A 15781-nucleotide genomic window follows, 5' to 3' on the forward strand; every position below is an offset into this window, starting at 1 on the left:
TTCTTTCCTTGACAGTCAGAAACCTAGACAGGAAGCGGCGTGCGGCCGTTAAGGCGCTCCGAAAGACCCACAGATGCAGCAGGAGAGCCAAAATCTCCGTCGAATTGGTGCGCGCGGGGCGGAGTTGACTGCGGCGCTACTGCAGGATGGCGGGCACCTCGGTCAGCCGGCGAGTGATGATCAGTTGGTCGAGAACGGGTGTGCTAACCAGGCCGGGGTCCGCATATGCCGGAAACCGCATGAACTCGCCAAAGACACGATTCGGGCCACCTAACGAATTCGACGATGTCCTCCTCGCTGATCAGCACCGTGCCCTGGCCGGCGGCGGCGAGCACCCGCTGACGCCCTCGGCCGGCATGGCATGATTTGGCCGGTCGGGTTGCGGAATTTGGCGACAGGCCAATAGTGCCATTGGATGGTGTTCCATGACCCGTCGTCTCACCCAGCTGCTCATCGGCCTCTTCCTGTACGGCATCGGGATCGCGCTGATCGTGCGCGGCGGCATCGGCGTCGCCCCCTGGGACGTGCTCACGCAGGGCATCGACAGCCGCACCCACCTCGGCTTTGGGCTCGTCACCATCCTGATCAGCGGTGTGGTGCTGCTGCTCTGGATCCCGATCCGGCAGAAGCCCGGCGTCGGCACCGTGATGAACGCGCTCCTGGTCGGACCGGCAGCGGATGTCGGCCTGCGACTGATCCCGGCGGACCTCGACCTCTGGCTACGCGTGCTCCTGTTCGCGGCCGGCCTGCTGACTCTCGCGGTGGCAACCGGCCTCTACATCGGCGCACACTTCGGCCCCGGCCCGCGCGACGGGTTGATGACCGGCCTGCACAAACGCACCGGCTGGCGCATCTGGATCGTGCGCACCGGCATCGAGGTCATCGTGCTCGGCATCGGCTGGGCCCTCGGCGGCAACGTGGGCATCGGCACGGTTCTCTTCGCGGTGCTCGTCGGCCCGCTCTGCCACTGGACCATCCCGCTCTTCGCGATCACCCTCCCGGCCGCCGCCGCGGACCCCCGGCTCGAGGAGGCCCTCGAAGGCGACACGACCCCCACGGAACCCTCGATCGACAGCCCCGCCAACTGACGCCCCGCCCCACCGGCCGCGAGAGCCGCGAGAGGAGGAAGGGGGACGGGAAGGGGGACGGGAAGGGGGACGGGCAGGGGGACGGGCAGGGGGACGGGCAGGGGGACGGGAAGGGGGACGGGAAGGGGGACCGGGCGCAGCCGCTCAGCCGCAGAAGTCGGCGATCGTGCCGGCCAGCATATCGGTCAGCCGGTAGACGGATGCCTCATCCGCCCACTCCGTGTCGGCGTGCGCGCCGCCGCCGGCCACGCCCACGACCAGGCACGGGATGCCCGCCTCGTGGATCAGTCCCGCGTCGGTCCAGAAGGGCTCGCCGCGCACCGTCTGGCTGTGGCCGAGCACCCGCTCGGCCTGGGCGCTGAGCGTGCGCACGATCGCCCAGGCCGGGTCGGCCTCGAACGCGGCCCGGGCGACCAGCCGGGTGAGCCGGTAGGCGAAGTCGGGCACGCCCGCCGCGAGCCGGTCGAGGAGGCCCCGGAGTTCGGCCTCGACTGCGTCGGGGGTCTGCCCGGGCAGCGTGCGCCGCTCGATCGTGAGGGTGCAGACCGCGGCGACGGTTGCGGCATCCGTGCCCCCGGTGATGGTCGAGACCCGCACGGTGCCGTGACCGAGCAGCGGATGCGCCGGCGCCGCCTCGATCTCCGCCCGCAGCCCGTCGAGGGCGGAGAGCACCAGCCCGGCGTGCGCGATGGCGTCGACGCCCCGCTCCGGCTGGGAGCCGTGGGCGGCGAGTCCGGTGAGCTCAACCTCGAACCAGGCGAAGCCCCGGTGCGCGAGCGTGAGGCACAGTTCGCTGGGCTCGGCCACGATCGCCGCGTCGGCGCGGAACCGGGCCAGCGCCTCCTCGGTGCCGAGGCTGCCGAACTCCTCGTCGGCGACGAGGGTGACGAGCACGTCCCCGGCGAGCGCGGACACCCCGGAGGTCCCTCCGCTCGTGGCGCGCGCCGCCGCGACGAGGATGGCGGCGACCCCGCCCTTCATATCGAAGGAGCCGCGCCCGAACACGCGTCCGTCCCGCCGTTCGCCGGCGAACGGGTCGCCGAGGTAGCCGCCGACCCCGACGGTGTCGAGGTGGCCGTTGAGCATCAGGGATCGCCCGCCGCCGGTGCCGCGTCTGAGCCCGACGATCGTGGGGCGCCCGGGGTGCCGCTCGAGGCGGTGCACCTCGAACCCGTGGCCGGTGAGCCAGTCGGCGCACCAGGCCGCGATCATACGTTCGCCGGCCGCGCCCAGCACGAGGTCGGGGTTGACCGAATCGATGGCGATGAGCGCCTGCATCACGGCGACCGGGTCGGGTCCTGGCTCTGGATTCACACCCCCAACCTAGCGGCCGGATGCGCCCCGCCCACCCGTTTGCGAGAGCGGTTCGGTACCATGTGGCATGCACGATGGCGCGGCACCCGAAACGACGACTTCGGCCCCACGGATGGCCCCGCGCGCCTCCTGGGGACTGCTGCCGGCGGCGCTGCTCTCGGCCTCGGCCGTGCTGCTGTTCGGTCTGCGCGACCCGGTCTCCGGCTACACCGTGCTCGCCGCCGCGGTCGGGCTCGCCTTCCTGATCGACCGGGCCCTGTTCCGGGACCTGCTTCTGATCGCGGTCGGGCTGCTGATCATCAGCACTATCTCGGTCGAGGCCCACATCAGCTACCCGAACATGGCCCTGATGGGCAGCGTGCTCACCCTCTCGGTGCTCGTGCCGTACCTGGCCTCGCGCTACCTCTACCGCGACCACGCCATCCGGTTCCCGATCCGCACCGGCCAGCGCTGGACCGCCCTGGAGCGCTGGTACCTGCCGCTCGTGGTGCTGCTGGGCTACCTCATCCTGCCGACCTATTTCATTCGGTCGGGGGCGTACCGCAACTGGCCGACGGTCACCGCTCCCGACGAGATCGCCCGGCTTTTCGTGGGCGTGGGCTTCGTGGGCATCTGGGACGAACTGTTCTTCATCTGCACGGCGTTCGCCCTGCTGCGCCGGCACTTCCCCGACTGGCAGGCGAACCTGCTGCAGGCCGTCATCTTCACCTCGTTCCTCTGGGAGCTGGGCTACCAGAGCTGGGGCCCGCTGATGACCTTCCCGTTCGCGCTGCTGCAGGGCTACACATTCAAGCTCACCAAGTCACTGACCTACGTCGTGTGCGTGCACCTGCTGTTCGACCTGGTGGTCTTCCTGGTGATCGTGCACGCGCACACGCGGGACTGGCTGCCGATCTTCGTCTACTGAGACTGAGACTGAGACTGAGACTGAGACTGAGACTGAGACTGAAGCTGAGCTACCCCGCGGCCGCCGCCGGAACCGGGCACACCGTCCCCGCCTCGAGGTCGGCCCGGGCCGCGTCCTCCGACCAGGGCAGGGTCAGCGGCTCCCGGTCCGTGCCGGCCGCCGTGGCCGGGGTGGCGATGGCGGCCAGCTGCCGGGCCAGCGCCAGGGCGAAGTTGCCTCCGGCGGTCGAGTTGTTCAGCGCGACCACCACCGTCAGACCCCCGGCGGGATCGGACAGGGTCGCCGAGATGAATCCGGGGATCGCCCCCGCCCGCCCGCGCAGCGGGCCCAGCTGCTCGGCGCCCAGGCCGTAGCGCCGCCAGGCGGGAGCGTTGGCGTCCTGCGCCACGGTGGACCACTGGACCTCCACGGATGCCGGGCCGAGCACACTGCCCACGGCGAGCGCGTCCGCCCACGTGCGCATGTCCGCCAGTGTCGAGACGACGCCGCCGGCCACACCGGTCATCGAGATGGACAGCTCGGTGTCGTCGAGCATGATCTCGCAGTTCGGCTGGCCGTCCGTGCTGCGCTGCGTCGCGTAGCCCTGCGGATGCGCGCCGGGGATCTGCAGGTCGTCGGCAGCCGGGAACGAGGTGTCATCCAGGTTCAACGGGTTGAAGATGTACTGGCGGTAGAGCGCGCGCCAATCCTTGCCGGTGGCCTGCTCGAGCGCCATGCCGAGCAGAACGATCCCGGTGCTCGACTGCACCCAGGTGCCACCCGGCGCACCCGTCCGGGGCGCGGACAGTCCATTCGACACAAGCTCCAGCGCCGGCCAGGAGCGGGTCGGGTTGTTCACGAACTGAGCCGTCTGTTCCGTGTCCTGGCCGGCCAGACTGGACGTGTTCTGACACAGCTGGCCGAGTGTGATGTCCCCGACGCCGACGAGGCGGCCCAGGTAGGTGGCGACCGGGTCGTCGAGCGCGACCGTGCCCTCCTCCACGAGCCGGAGTAACACGGTGCAGGTCATCGCGGTGGTGTTCGTCCCGATCCGGAACCGCATCTCCGTGCTCATCGCCTCCGTGCCGCCGATGGTCGTCGTCCCCGGCGCGGCCTCCCATTCGCCGGTTCCGTCGGCCCAGACGCCCACCACGGCCCCGGATGCCCCGGACCGGCCGATCGCGTCGGCCACGGCCGCGTCCAGGCGCTCGGTGACATCGACCGTGAATGCCCCGCCTTTCCGGTGCCCGCCCCCGCCGGCGTCCGGTGAACATCCCGACAGGACGCCCGACACCACGACGGCTGCGACAACCAGCGCCACCGGCCTGATCGATCTGCGCCGGCGCAACCTCCCCCTGCGTGCTCCGATGCGATCCCCCATGAAAATTTCCACTGCATTCCCCCCATGCCTGCCTCCAGAATGCCTCATCCGGGCACCGCGAACCTGACCGCCACACTTGCCATTCACAGAAACGCGATATATCTTGATTCGAACACGTCGCGATATATCGCGACAAACCTGTGGGCATCCGCTTCACACGGATGCCGCGGCACGAAGGAGAATTCAATGGCCCTGGAAAAATGGCTGGTCAACCCTGGACAAACCAAGGTGATCGATATCGAGCTGGTGCGCAATCTCAAGGTGGGCATGATCGGCGGCAAGATCGACGTCATCGGCCACGACGACCCGGTGACCCGGGTTGAAGTGCACAGCGTGAGCGGCAAGGATCTCAAGATCTCGCTCGACGGCGACACCCTGGAGATCGACCACCCCCAGCTGCGCTGGGACAACTTCATCGAGGTGTTCGCCTCATTCCGCGGCACCGCGAAGGCCGACGTCAGCATCATGGTCCCCCGCGACGTCGCGCTGAAATTCGGCGTGATCACGGCCGACGCCCTGATCTCCGGGCTCCGCAACGGCGGCCGCGTCAGCACTGTGTCGGGCGACATCGTGGTCGACGGGGTGACCGGCGACCTCGAGCTCAATGGCGTGAACGGCGAGATGCAGGTGCGCAACCACGACGGCAGCATCGTCGCGCACACGGTCTCCGGCGAGATCACGGCCAGCGGCGACATCCGCAGGTTCAGCCTCGACGGCGTCACCAGCGATGTCTTCCTCGACATCGAGGGCACCCCGGATTCCATCAACACGAACACGGTCAGCGGCAACCTGACCGTGCGCCTCGGCGCGGACGTCGGGACCAAGTACCACCTCAATACCGTGTCCGGCACCCTGCAGCTCGACGACCAGACGATCCGCGGCACCTTCGGCAAGGGCTACGAATCCAGCACCGGCGTGCTCGACGGCAGCTGGCTCGACCTGTACGCCAACTCGGTCTCCGGTGACATCTCCGTGGTGCGGCGGAGCGCCGAGGCCGGCGGCCCCCAGGGCGAGTCCGCCGCCGACACGGCCGGGGAGGTGTGGGAATGACCCCCGTCTTCGCGCACGGCAGCCTGCGCCTCTACCTGCTCAGCCTGCTGGCCGAACAGCCCCGGCACGGCTATGAGCTGATCCAGGCGCTCAGCGACCGGTTCGGCGGAACCTATATTCCCAGCGCCGGAACGATCTACCCGCGCCTGGCCAAGCTGGAAGAGGAAGGCCTGGTCACCAAGTCGACGGACGGCCGTAAGACCGTCTACGAGATCACCGACGCCGGACGCGCCGAACTGCTCGCCCGCCAGGGTGAACTCGACGCGATCGAGACCGAGGTCACGGACTCCGTTCGGCGGCTGGCCGATGAGGTGCGCTCGGGAGTCACCGCGGCGATGAAGAGTCTGCGCGCCGACCTGGCCTCCGCCAAACGCCAGGCCAGGGGAGAGGGTCCCGTCCGGGGAGCCGGCGGCACAGGCACGAGCGGCTCCGGAAGCACCGGTCCGGGCGCGGACCCGCGGGCCGAGTCGAGTCGCGCCATCCACGAGGCCGACATGGTGTTGAACGAATTCCGTCAGCAGCTGCGGGCGGACCTGCGCGGGCAGGCCTCCCGCTCGCTGGTGCCCGCCGACACCGTGCCGGAGCTGCGCCGCCGCCTGGCCGAGGTGCGCGAGGGCATCCTCGCCTCACTCTCCCGCTGAACCACCTCTGCCGCTGAACCCGTGCGGGCCGCCGCGCAACCCGCCGTCAGGCGGAGCGCTCGGCGACCTGCTCGGGGGTGGGGTGGTGCACCTGCGTGCGCTCCCCCGAGCGGTCGATCTCGTGCAGGGACATCAGGGCCCCGCAGATGGGGCAAACCGATCGGGCCTGCGTCGCCTGCACCTCTTCTGCACTGACCGTGTCGTACGGCCCGAGGGGCGGCGGGCCGATCCAGGGCAGGAGCCGGCCGTTGAGGCGGGCGATGACGCCGGCCAGGCCGCGCTCGGCGCGCGGCTTCTTGTTAGTACGTGTCATAATCATTAGTGTACTAACTAAAGCCGATGGAAGGTTGCCCGAGTGACGGATGCCGCCGACCTCCTCCGCCTCGAGGACCAGGTCTGCTTCGCGTTGGCGATCGCGTCGCGCAGCGTGATCTCGATCTACCGCCCGATCCTCGAGCCCTATGGGCTCACCCATCCGCAGTACCTGGTCATGCTGGCGCTCTGGGGGCGCAGCCCCCGCTCGGTGAAGGACCTCGCCGTGGAGCTCCGCCTCGAGCCGGCCACCCTGTCGCCGCTCCTGAAGCGGCTGGAGGTCGCCGGTTTGGTCACCCGGGAGCGCAACGAACACGACGAACGCGTGCTCGACGTATCCCTCACCGACGCCGGGTGCCTGCTGCGCGAGGAGGCCCGCACGATCCCCCCGCGCATCATCGACAGGCTCGGAATGAGCATGGATGAACTCGATGTTCTGCGCCGGTCGCTGTGGCGGGTTATCGAGGCGTCACACACGCACTGACCCCGCGCAGGCGACACGCCGCAGGGTCGGCACTCTGTCACTGTTTTGTCAGAAGTGTGCAAGGGAGTAGTGTCGACCCTCGTGACTCCAGAGGTAAGCCCCCCGGCACCAGAAACACGATCACCGAAACGGTGGATCATCGGCGACCCTCTCTCGACGGAGAAGCTCGAAGGCCAGTTGCTGCCCAAGCACCTCGCCCTGCCGATCTTCGCGAGCGACCCGCTGTCGAGCGTGGCCTACGCCCCGCAAGAGCTCCTGATGATCCTCACCCTCGGCGGGCTGGCCTTTCTCAGCTTCGCACCGTGGGTCGCGGCCGTCGTCGTGCTGCTGCTCGTGGTGGTCACCGCCTCCTACCGCCAGCTGATCAAGGCGTACCCGTCCGGCGGCGGCGACTACGAGGTCGCGCACAAGAACCTCGGCGAGAAGGCCGGCCTGGTCGTCGCCTCCGCCCTGCTGGTGGACTACGTCATGACCGTGGTCGTGTCGGTGGCCAGCGGCGTGGATAACATCATCTCCGCCCTCCCGGGACTCGCTCCCTTCCGGGTGGAGTTCGCCGTCTTCTTCGTGATCCTGCTGGCGGCGGTCAACCTGCGGGGTGTGCACGAATCCAGCAAGGCGTTCGCCATCCCGACCTACCTCTTCATCGCGAGCGTGCTCCTGATGGTCGTCGTCGGTCTCACCCGGGTCGCCCTGGGCGACACCCCGATGGCCGAATCCGCGGGCTACGAGGTGGAGGCCCAGAACCTCGCCCAGTCCGCGTTCATCCTGCTGCTGCTGCGATCCTTCGCCAGCGGATGCAGCGCGCTCACCGGCGTCGAGGCGATCGCCAACGGGGTGCCCGCGTTCAAGCATCCCAAGGTAAAGAACGCCCAGCGCACGCTGGTGCTCATGGGTGGCATCGCCATCACGCTCTTCGTCGGGCTGACGACCCTGGCCCTCTTCTCCAAGGTGCACTACGCGGAGAACCCCTGCGACCTGATCGGCTGGCAGGAATGCGCCACCTCCCCGCAGCGCAGCCTGATCGCGCAGATCGCGGCGGCCACCTTCGGCAACAACTCGATCATGTTCTTCGTGCTGCAGGCCGCGACCGCGGCCGTGCTCCTCCTGGCCGCCAACACGGCGTTCAACGGCTTCCCCCTGCTCGGCTCGGTGCTCGCCAAGGACTCCTACGCGCCGAAGTCGCTCAGCACCCGCGGTGACCGCCTGATCTACTCGAACGGCGTGCTGCTGCTCGCGTTCTTCGCCTGTGTGATCCTGGTCATCTACCAGGCCAACCTGACCGTGCTAATCCAGCTGTACATCATCGGCGTCTTCGTCTCCTTCACGCTCGGGCAGACCGGCATGGTGCGGCACTGGCTGTCCCTGCTCAAGACGAACCCGCCGAACCGGGCATCCATCGTCGCCAGCCTGTCCATCAACGGTTTCGGCGCCCTCCTGACCGGGGTGGTGCTGATCGTGGTGACCATCACCAAGTTCACCCACGGCGCCTGGCTAGTGTTCGTGCTGATGCCGGTGCTGTTCACCCTCATGCTCGGCGTCAACCGGTACTACCGGGACGTCGCCAAGGAAATCGAAGTCGACTCGGAGACGACGTTCGGCTCCCAGGGCGACCACGCGATCGTGCTGGTGGGCAAGATGCAGAAGCCCGTGCTCAAGGCACTCGACTACGCGATCGCCGCCCGGCACGAGAGCATCGAGGCCGTGCACATCTCGATCGACAACGAGGAGACCAAGGAGCTCAAGCGCGCCTGGGTGAAGCAGAACATCCAGGTGCCGCTGCACATCGTGCAGTCTCCCTACCGGGACATCAGCTGGCCGTTGATCAGCTACATCAAGGATCGTCGCGAGGACCACGGCTCCGAGGTCGTCACCGTGTACACGCCGATCTACATCGTGGGGCATTGGTGGGAGAGCCTGCTGCACAACCACAAGGCCCGGCGGCTGCGCCAGAAACTGATGCTCGTGCACGGCGTCACCATCGCGCTCGTGCCCTGGCTGCTCGACTCCTCCGAGCTCATCTACGGGCGGCGCTCACGCCCCGTGCCCGGGCAGGACCGGCGCGGCGAGCCCGTGCGTCCCCGCCCGATCCCACGGCGACCGCTCGCCCCGGCCACCAAGGAGATCCCGGTCAGGCAGTCGGCCGTCGTGGGCGTCACCCCGCCGAAGTCGCGGCCGTCGGCCGCCCGCCGGCGAAAGCGAAAGTAGCCATGCTGCGGCTGGGGTCGGCCGTCTTCCTGGGCGGAATGGCCGGCACCGGCCTCCGGCTCGGAATCGACCTGGCCCTCCCGCACGCTGACGCCGAATTCCCGGCCGGCACGCTCCTCGCCAATGTCGTCGGCGCGTTCCTGCTCGGCTGGCTGGTGGCCGGCCTCTGGACCCGGCCGGCCGTGCCGTCCTGGCTCAAGGCGGCCCTCGGGGGCGGCGTGCTCGGCTCGTTCACGACCTTCTCCGCCGTGATGGTCTCGCTGGTGGCGCTGGTCTCCGCGGGTTTCTCGCCGCTGGCCTGGGCCTATCTCGCGGCCACGCTCCTGCTCGGATTCGCGGCAGCGGCGCTGGGACTCCGGCTGGGCGGCCGGGCCGCGGCAGAGCGCCTTCCACTCGGCGGCACGGATGCCGGGGTCACCCCGTGAGCGTCGGCCTGGTCCTCGGCGTGCTCGTCTGCGGCGGCGCGGCAGCGGTCATCCGTTTCCTGGTGTCCCGCGCCCTGCCGGCCGGCCCCGGACGACTCCCCCTGGGCGTGCTGATCGTGAACGTTGTGGGCGCGCTGGTCGGCGGCGTCGTGCTCGGACTGGCCGAGCGCGCGGCCGTCTCTCCGGAACTGCGCCTGATCCTCCTGACCGGCGTCTGCGGCGGGCTGACCACCTTCAGCACCTGGAGCGTCGAGACGGTCGAACTCCTGCTCAGGGGGCGCTGGCGGGCCGGCGCGGTCAACCTGGTCGGCACTCTGCTGCTCGGATTCCTCGCCTGCGGCGCCGGGTATCTGCTCGCCCGCTCAGGCTGATCCCAGCGCGCGGTCGTACACTAGCGAGTGCGCGGTTTCAGAGCAGTGCACAGCGTCAAGCGCGTCAGTGGGGCCTGCGGGTCATCATGCTAAACTGACGGCTAGTTTTCACCATTCCGTTCGGCAACTCCCGGGAGATTCACTCCTCACCCGGCCTGGCATCGTTAGGGGGTCACGCATGGGGCGCGGCCGTCAAAAAGCAAAGCACACCAAGGTCGCCCGCGAGCTGAAGTATTTCAGCCCGGACACCAACTACAACGCGCTCGAACGCGAGCTCACCGGGCATCCGGTCGATGACCCGCGCCTCGACGAAGACCTGGCGAAGTGGCCGGAATACGAAGCCGGCAAGCCCGGTAAGGGCTCCGACGATGCTTCTGGCGACGACGACGACCAATACGTCGATCACTACGCGACCGAAGACGAGCAGAAGCGCGCCTAGCCCCGCGCCCCTCCCTGTCGGCCCCCTCCGTCACCGCCGGGCATCATCCGTTCGCGCGTGCGTTCAAATGGCCGCCATCGTTTCATCGATGGCGGCCATTTGAGCGCACGCGGCGACCGACTAGCCGGCGAAGGAGCCGACGAGGCGCACGGCCCCGCCGTTGACGCCCTTGGCGCCCTGCTCGAAGCCCGCGAGGTCGTGCGGCGCGGTCGACACGCGGCCGGCGACCCAGGCCGGGATCCCGTCGGCGGCGAGACGTGCGATCACGGATGACGCGGCATCCGCCGAGACGACGGCGAACATGCCCACACCCAGGTTCCAGGTTCCCTCCGAGCTCTCCAGCGAGGCGCCCGCCATGTCGCTGAGCACCCGGAAGACGGGGGACGGGGACCAGGTGGACCGGTCGACCTCGACCCAGGCCCCGAGCGGGAGCACGCGGGCGAGGTTCGCCGCGATGCCGCCGCCGGTGACGTGGCTGAGCGAGTGCACGACGCCGGCCAGTTCGGGGTCGGCCAGCACGCTGAGCAGCGGTCCGGTGTAGAGGCGGGTCGGCTCCAGCAGCACCTCGCCGACCACGCCGCCGAGCTCGGCGGAGGTGTCGGTGTAGCCGATGCCGCGCTGTGCGAGGATGTGCCGCACGAGCGAGTAGCCGTTGGAGTGCAGCCCGGAGGAGGCCATCGCCACGACGACGTCGCCGTGGCGCACGTTCTCGGCGCCGAGCACCTGGTCGGCCTCCACCACGCCGGTGGCGGCGCCGGCGACGTCGTAGTCGTCCACGCCGAGCAGGCCGGGGTGCTCGGCGGTCTCGCCCCCGACGAGGGCGGTTCCGGTGTCGGCGCAGGCGCGGGCGATGCCGGCGACGATGTCCGCGATGCGTTCGGGGACGACCTTGCCGCAGGCGATGTAGTCGGTCATGAAGAGCGGGCGGGCCCCGACCACGACAATGTCGTCGACGACCATCCCGACCAGGTCCTGGCCGATGGTGTCGTGCTTGTCGATGGCCTGGGCGATCGCGACCTTGGTGCCGACGCCATCCGTGGACGTGGCCAGCAGCGGGCGGCGGTAGGAGGTGAGGAACGATACGTCGTAGAGGCCGGCGAAACCGCCGAAACCGCCGAGCACCTCGGGGCCGTGCGTCTTGGAGACGGCGGCCTTCATCAGGGAGACGGCCAGGTCGCCGGCCGCGGTGTCTACTCCGGCTGCCGCATATGAAGCGTTGCTCATTCTTGTCTTCCTGGATCGCCGATCGGGGACTTGCCCTGTTTGACCAGGGTTTCTTCGTGAAGAGGGTCGAGGTCGAGGCGCTCAGCGGGGTCGAGCAGAGGCTCGAATTCCGAGTCGGGGCCCGGGTCGCATCCATTCGAGGCTGCGGCGGGTCGTTCGAGCAGGTTCTTGCCCAGGTGCGCCGAGTCGGGCAGCGGGATCGGGTAGACGCCGGTGAAGCAGGCCGTGCACAGGCGTTCGGGCGGCTGCTCGGTGGCGGCGATCATGCCCTCGGGTGACAGGTAACCGAGCGAGTCGGCGCCGATGGCCTGGCGCACCTCGTCGACGCCGAGGCCGGTCGCGATGAGTTCGGCCCGGGAGGCGAAATCGATGCCGTAGAAGCATGGCCAGGTGATCGGCGGGCTCGAGATGCGCACGTGCACCTCGGCGGCGCCGGCTTCCCGCAGCATGCTGACCAGGGCGCGCTGGGTGTTGCCACGCACGATCGAGTCGTCGACGACGATCAGGCGCTTGCCCTTGATCACGGCCTTGAGCGGGTTGAGCTTGAGCTTGATGCCGCGCTGCCGGATGGTCTCGGACGGCTGGATGAAGGTGCGTCCCACGTAGGAGTTCTTCACCAGGCCCTGGCCGAACGGGATGCCGGAGGCCTGCGCATAGCCGATCGCGGCCGGCGTGCCGGATTCGGGGGTCGGGATGACCAGGTCGGCCTCGACCGGGTATTCCTGGGCCAGGCGGCGACCCATCTCGACCCGCGCCTCGTGCACCCCACGGCCGGCGATGGTCGTATCGGGGCGGGCCAGGTAGACGTATTCGAACACGCAGCCGGCGGGCTTCGCCTCGGCGAAACGCTGCGTGCGCAGGCCGTCCTCGTCGATGGTGATCAGCTCGCCCGGCTCGACCTCGCGCACGAAGCTGGCGCCGACGATGTCGAGGGCGGCGGTTTCGGAGGCGACGACCCAGCCACGCTCGAGGCGGCCCAGCACCAGCGGGCGAACGCCCTGCGGGTCGCGGGCGGCGTAGAGGGTGGTCTCGTCCATGAAGACGAGGCAGAAGGCGCCGCGGAGGCGGGGCAGCACCTCGAGCGCCGTGGCTTCCAGGGTGTGGTCGAGGTCGCCGGTGAACAGCGCGGTGATCACGGCGGTGTCGGTGGTGTTGCCGCGGGCGAGCTCGCCCTCCACCTTCGGGTAGCGCTCGTGCACGAGCTGCAGGAGTTCGGCCGTGTTGGTGAGGTTGCCGTTGTGGCCGAGGGCGACCGTGCCGCCCGAGGTGCGACCGAGGGTCGGCTGCGCGTTCTGCCAGCTCGACGAGCCGGTGGTCGAGTAGCGGGTGTGCCCGACGGCGATATGGCCGATCAGGGTGCTCAACGCGGCCTCGTTGAAGACCTGGGAGACCAGGCCCATGTCCTTGTAGATCAGGATCTTGGAGCCGTCACTGGTGGCGATGCCGGCCGATTCCTGGCCGCGGTGCTGCAGGGCGTACAGGCCGAAGTAGCTGAGCTTGGCCACCTCTTCGCCGGGCGCCCAGACACCGAAGACGCCACAGGCATCCTGCGGCCCCTTCTCACCGGGAAGAAGATCGTGACTTAATAGTCCGTCGCCACCAGCCAAAATGGATGCCTCTTTTACTGTCAGTGCTCTGAGTTCTTAGGCTCCGAGAATCGCGTGCTCTGAGTTGTGCGGGGCTCTGAGATTCGTGCGTTCTCAGTTCTGGTCGGAAAGACGGGAGCCGGATGCGGAATCCGGTGCCCCGGCGTCGCGCAAACCTTGGGCGTTCAGTCTATCGACGACGACCGTGCGGGCACGGCGGCCGATCACACGGTCGATCACGATCGCGGCGACGGCGCCGGCGGTGACGCCAAGGGCGACGCCGGCGAGCAGCAGGAATCCGAAGACCTGGGCCGCGCCGAATTCGGCGTTCGCCGGAAAGGCGAGGGTGAGGATGAAGGCGGTGATCGCACCGATCACGGCCCCGAGGATCATGAAGTTGAAGTAGCGCGGCGAACGGCGCACGGTGACGCTGGCCTTGTCGACCACGGTCTCGCCGACCACGGTCTCGCCGGCTCCGGACTCGACGGCTCCGGACTCGACGGCTCCGGACTCCGCGGACAGGTGCTCGGGTTGCTGGGCTGAAGTCACCTCCCTATTCTCGCACGGGCGCGCGGGACCGAGGCTGGGCGTTCCCCGGGCGGCTGCGGCCGCCGCGTGATCCCGCGATCTATCGCGCGTGCGCCCAAGTTGTCGCCTTGCCGAGGCGGATAGCGGCAGGTGGGGCGCACGCGTGGGCACCTGCGCTCAGCCGGGCGGATGCGAGACTGGTGCGGTGAACAGGATCGCGGTACTCGGTAGCGCCAACGTGAACCTCGTCGTGCGGCAGCCGCGGTTGCCGCGGCCGGGTGAGACGCTTTTCGGAACCGGTTTCAGTTCTGAGCCCGGCGGCGCGGGACTGAACCAGGCGGTCGCCGCAGCCCGGCTCGACGCGGGGGTGGACTTCCTGGGGATGGTCGGCGAGGACGCACACGGAGAGCAGATCCGCCGGCTGCTGGCGCGCGAGGGGATCCCGGACGACGGGCTGGAATCAGCCGTCGAGCCGACCGGCACGGCGCATACTGCCGTCGTCGACTCGGGCGAGAACTCGATCGTCGTCGTTCCCGGCGCCAACGCCGCACTGACCGCGCTGAGCCGCACCCAACGCGAGGCGATCGAGCGCGCGGCGTTCCTGATGATGCAGTGCGAACTGCCCGTCTCGGCGCTGGTGGAGGGACTCGCGGCGGCGCGGGCAGCCGGAGTCTTCACGGTGCTCACCCCGGCGCCGGTGGTGACACTGCCGGACGGGTTCCTCGACCTGGTCGACCTGATCGTGCCGGGCCGGCTCGAGGCCGCCGCCCTCACCGGCCAGAGCGACCCGGTGCGGGCGGCCGAGCTGCTCAGCGCCGGCGGCACCTGGGCGATCGTCACCCTGGGCGCGGAGGGCTCCGTGGTCGCGTTCGACGGCTCCGTGCTGGGCCTGGCCCCGGCCCGTCCGGTGCGCGCCGTCGATACGACCGCGGCCGGCGACACGTTCGTGGGTGTGCTCGTCGCCCAGCTGGCCGCGGGCGCGGACCGCGGCGCGGGAGCCGGTGGCGGCGATGCGGGTCGAGGTGCTGGCGTTGGTGCGGGTGGTGCCGGTGGTGCGGCCATCGGCGGGCGGTCCATCAGCGCGACGGCCATGATCGATGCGGTGCGCTGGGCGACGGTCGCATCGTCCGTGGCGGTCACACGGCCGGGCGCGACGAGTTCGATGCCCACCCTCGCTGAGGTCACCGCGATCCTCGCCTGACAGCCTCCCGCGCACCCCGCGCTCCCCGACCCCGTCACAGTCATGGTCACGAGAGCGGGCGGGAGAGCGGGCGGGAGAGCGGCTCGAGCGGAACTCGAGCGGGTCTGCCGGCGGGACGGGGCAGCGCGGACTAGAGCAGCGGGAGGTGCGCGGCGAGGTCGGCCCGGCTCCCGGACGCGTGGATGCGCCCGGTCGCGAGCCCGTCGGGCCAGGCCAGGGTGCCGGTGACGAGGGCGAGCCAGGTGGCGGCATCCGTCTCGACGACGTTCGGCGGTGTGCCGCGGGTGTGACGCGGCCCGGCGATGCACTGCACGGCGCCGAAGGGCGGCACCCGCACCTCGAGGGTGTTGCCGGCGGCCTGCTCGGCCAGCAGCTGCAGCGTGTAGCGCACTGCGAGCGCACGGATGTCCCGGCTCGCCGCCGCCTGCTCCGCCGCGAACGCGCGCACCGCCGCGCGTCCCGCCCCGTCGTCGATCCTCGCTCGTGCCATGCCTCCAGTCTGCCGCGTGCACGAGCCGCTCAGTGCCCCCGCGCGCTGCTCGGTGCCCCCGCGTGCACGAGCCGCTCAGTGCCCCCCGCCCCCCGCGCTGCGCCGCTGCGCCGGTGGCGCGCCACGCGCGCAGCGGCGCAGCTTCCGCGCAACAGC

Annotated in this window: 17 protein-coding genes; 10 read left to right on the forward strand and 7 right to left on the reverse strand. The window is 69.7% G+C overall.

Annotated elements, in window-relative coordinates:
* Nucleotides 1–425 precede the first annotated feature (425 nt).
* Nucleotides 426–1088, forward strand: a complete 663-nt coding sequence (locus tag E3T24_RS10070; protein ID WP_241976120.1) for a hypothetical protein — start codon at nucleotides 426–428, stop codon at nucleotides 1086–1088.
* Between the two features lie 144 nt (nucleotides 1089–1232).
* On the opposite strand, the gene E3T24_RS10075 is transcribed toward E3T24_RS10070, so the two are convergent.
* Nucleotides 1233–2402 (reverse strand): M20/M25/M40 family metallo-hydrolase, encoded by a 1170-nt coding sequence (locus tag E3T24_RS10075; RefSeq protein WP_241978681.1) that lies wholly within the window; start codon nucleotides 2400–2402, stop codon nucleotides 1233–1235.
* Between the two features lie 112 nt (nucleotides 2403–2514).
* Here E3T24_RS10075 and E3T24_RS10080 point away from each other — a divergent pair, with 112 nt between their 5' ends.
* Complete coding sequence (locus tag E3T24_RS10080) at nucleotides 2515–3309, forward strand: CPBP family intramembrane glutamic endopeptidase (protein ID WP_241978682.1); 795 nt, start codon at nucleotides 2515–2517, stop codon at nucleotides 3307–3309.
* Nucleotides 3310–3358: 49 nt separating this feature from the next.
* Here the strand turns inward: E3T24_RS10080 and E3T24_RS10085 are convergent, their stop codons facing one another.
* Nucleotides 3359–4609 carry a serine hydrolase domain-containing protein gene (locus tag E3T24_RS10085; protein WP_166787121.1) on the reverse strand — a complete coding sequence of 417 codons (1251 nt, stop codon included), beginning with the start codon at nucleotides 4607–4609 and terminating at the stop codon, nucleotides 3359–3361.
* A gap of 246 nt (nucleotides 4610–4855) precedes the next feature.
* Here E3T24_RS10085 and E3T24_RS10090 point away from each other — a divergent pair, with 246 nt between their 5' ends.
* Both E3T24_RS10090 and E3T24_RS10095 read left to right on the forward strand, forming a co-directional pair.
* A complete protein-coding gene (locus E3T24_RS10090; RefSeq protein WP_134434580.1) occupies nucleotides 4856–5719 on the forward strand; it encodes a hypothetical protein in 864 nt (287 codons plus the stop codon).
* Complete coding sequence (locus tag E3T24_RS10095) at nucleotides 5716–6360, forward strand: PadR family transcriptional regulator (protein WP_134404770.1); 645 nt, start codon at nucleotides 5716–5718, stop codon at nucleotides 6358–6360. The genes E3T24_RS10090 and E3T24_RS10095 overlap by 4 nt, the downstream gene beginning before the upstream one ends.
* 46 nt (nucleotides 6361–6406) lie before the next feature.
* Here E3T24_RS10095 and E3T24_RS10100 read toward each other — a convergent pair whose 3' ends face one another.
* Entirely contained in the window at nucleotides 6407–6673 is a 267-nt protein-coding gene (locus E3T24_RS10100) for a hypothetical protein (RefSeq protein ID WP_166787122.1), read from the reverse strand.
* Between the two features lie 42 nt (nucleotides 6674–6715).
* Between E3T24_RS10100 and E3T24_RS10105 the strand changes: the two genes are divergently transcribed.
* The 5 genes from E3T24_RS10105 to E3T24_RS10125 all read left to right on the forward strand — a co-directional run bounded on the left by E3T24_RS10105 (nucleotide 6716) and on the right by E3T24_RS10125 (nucleotide 10596).
* Nucleotides 6716–7156 carry a MarR family transcriptional regulator gene (locus tag E3T24_RS10105; protein WP_134434581.1) on the forward strand — a complete coding sequence of 147 codons (441 nt, stop codon included), beginning with the start codon at nucleotides 6716–6718 and terminating at the stop codon, nucleotides 7154–7156.
* Between the two features lie 81 nt (nucleotides 7157–7237).
* Nucleotides 7238–9361, forward strand: coding sequence for an APC family permease (locus E3T24_RS10110; protein ID WP_134365012.1), 2124 nt, complete (start codon nucleotides 7238–7240; stop codon nucleotides 9359–9361).
* Nucleotides 9362–9363: 2 nt separating this feature from the next.
* Entirely contained in the window at nucleotides 9364–9786 is a 423-nt protein-coding gene (locus tag E3T24_RS10115) for a CrcB family protein (RefSeq protein ID WP_134365011.1), read from the forward strand.
* Complete coding sequence (gene crcB / locus E3T24_RS10120; RefSeq protein WP_134404772.1) at nucleotides 9783–10157, forward strand: fluoride efflux transporter CrcB; 375 nt, start codon at nucleotides 9783–9785, stop codon at nucleotides 10155–10157. Before E3T24_RS10115 ends, crcB begins: the two co-directional genes overlap by 4 nt.
* 178 nt (nucleotides 10158–10335) lie before the next feature.
* Nucleotides 10336–10596 (forward strand): DUF3073 domain-containing protein, encoded by a 261-nt coding sequence (locus E3T24_RS10125; RefSeq protein ID WP_134365009.1) that lies wholly within the window; start codon nucleotides 10336–10338, stop codon nucleotides 10594–10596.
* Nucleotides 10597–10716: 120 nt separating this feature from the next.
* On the opposite strand, the gene purM is transcribed toward E3T24_RS10125, so the two are convergent.
* From purM to E3T24_RS17520, 3 genes are all read right to left on the reverse strand, one after another.
* On the reverse strand, nucleotides 10717–11820 hold the full coding sequence (gene purM, locus E3T24_RS10130) for a phosphoribosylformylglycinamidine cyclo-ligase (protein WP_134434582.1): 1104 nt from the start codon (nucleotides 11818–11820) through the stop codon (nucleotides 10717–10719).
* Nucleotides 11817–13427 (reverse strand): amidophosphoribosyltransferase, encoded by a 1611-nt coding sequence (gene purF / locus E3T24_RS10135; RefSeq protein ID WP_134365007.1) that lies wholly within the window; start codon nucleotides 13425–13427, stop codon nucleotides 11817–11819. The genes purM and purF overlap by 4 nt, the downstream gene beginning before the upstream one ends.
* Before the next feature lie 93 nt (nucleotides 13428–13520).
* Nucleotides 13521–13955 carry a hypothetical protein gene (locus tag E3T24_RS17520; RefSeq protein WP_174776547.1) on the reverse strand — a complete coding sequence of 145 codons (435 nt, stop codon included), beginning with the start codon at nucleotides 13953–13955 and terminating at the stop codon, nucleotides 13521–13523.
* 184 nt (nucleotides 13956–14139) lie between these two features.
* On the opposite strand from E3T24_RS17520, the gene E3T24_RS10145 reads away from it, so the two are divergent.
* Nucleotides 14140–15135: a ribokinase gene (locus E3T24_RS10145; protein ID WP_134365004.1), complete on the forward strand. Its 996-nt coding sequence runs from the start codon at nucleotides 14140–14142 to the stop codon at nucleotides 15133–15135.
* A 130-nt stretch (nucleotides 15136–15265) separates the two neighbouring features.
* Here E3T24_RS10145 and E3T24_RS10150 read toward each other — a convergent pair whose 3' ends face one another.
* A complete protein-coding gene (locus E3T24_RS10150) occupies nucleotides 15266–15625 on the reverse strand; it encodes a sterol carrier family protein (protein WP_134365003.1) in 360 nt (119 codons plus the stop codon).
* Nucleotides 15626–15781: the final 156 nt, after the last annotated feature.

The organism is Cryobacterium sp. TmT2-59 (assembly GCF_004403545.1).
GTDB lineage: Bacteria > Actinomycetota > Actinomycetes > Actinomycetales > Microbacteriaceae > Cryobacterium > Cryobacterium shii.

Excerpts from the sequence above, each read along its gene's own strand:
- E3T24_RS10070 (WP_241976120.1), top strand. The coding sequence starts at position 426 with ATGACCCGTCGTCTCACCCAGCTGCTCATCGGCCTCTTCCTGTACGGC.
- E3T24_RS10080 (WP_241978682.1), top strand. The coding sequence starts at position 2,515 with ATGGCCCCGCGCGCCTCCTGGGGACTGCTGCCGGCGGCGCTGCTCTCG.
- E3T24_RS10090 (WP_134434580.1), top strand. The coding sequence starts at position 4,856 with ATGGCCCTGGAAAAATGGCTGGTCAACCCTGGACAAACCAAGGTGATC.
- E3T24_RS10095 (WP_134404770.1), top strand. The coding sequence starts at position 5,716 with ATGACCCCCGTCTTCGCGCACGGCAGCCTGCGCCTCTACCTGCTCAGC.
- E3T24_RS10100 (WP_166787122.1), bottom strand. The coding sequence starts at position 6,673 with ATGACACGTACTAACAAGAAGCCGCGCGCCGAGCGCGGCCTGGCCGGC.
- E3T24_RS10115 (WP_134365011.1), top strand. The coding sequence starts at position 9,364 with ATGCTGCGGCTGGGGTCGGCCGTCTTCCTGGGCGGAATGGCCGGCACC.
- E3T24_RS10125 (WP_134365009.1), top strand. The coding sequence starts at position 10,336 with ATGGGGCGCGGCCGTCAAAAAGCAAAGCACACCAAGGTCGCCCGCGAG.
- purM (WP_134434582.1), bottom strand. The coding sequence starts at position 11,820 with ATGAGCAACGCTTCATATGCGGCAGCCGGAGTAGACACCGCGGCCGGC.
- E3T24_RS10150 (WP_134365003.1), bottom strand. The coding sequence starts at position 15,625 with ATGGCACGAGCGAGGATCGACGACGGGGCGGGACGCGCGGCGGTGCGC.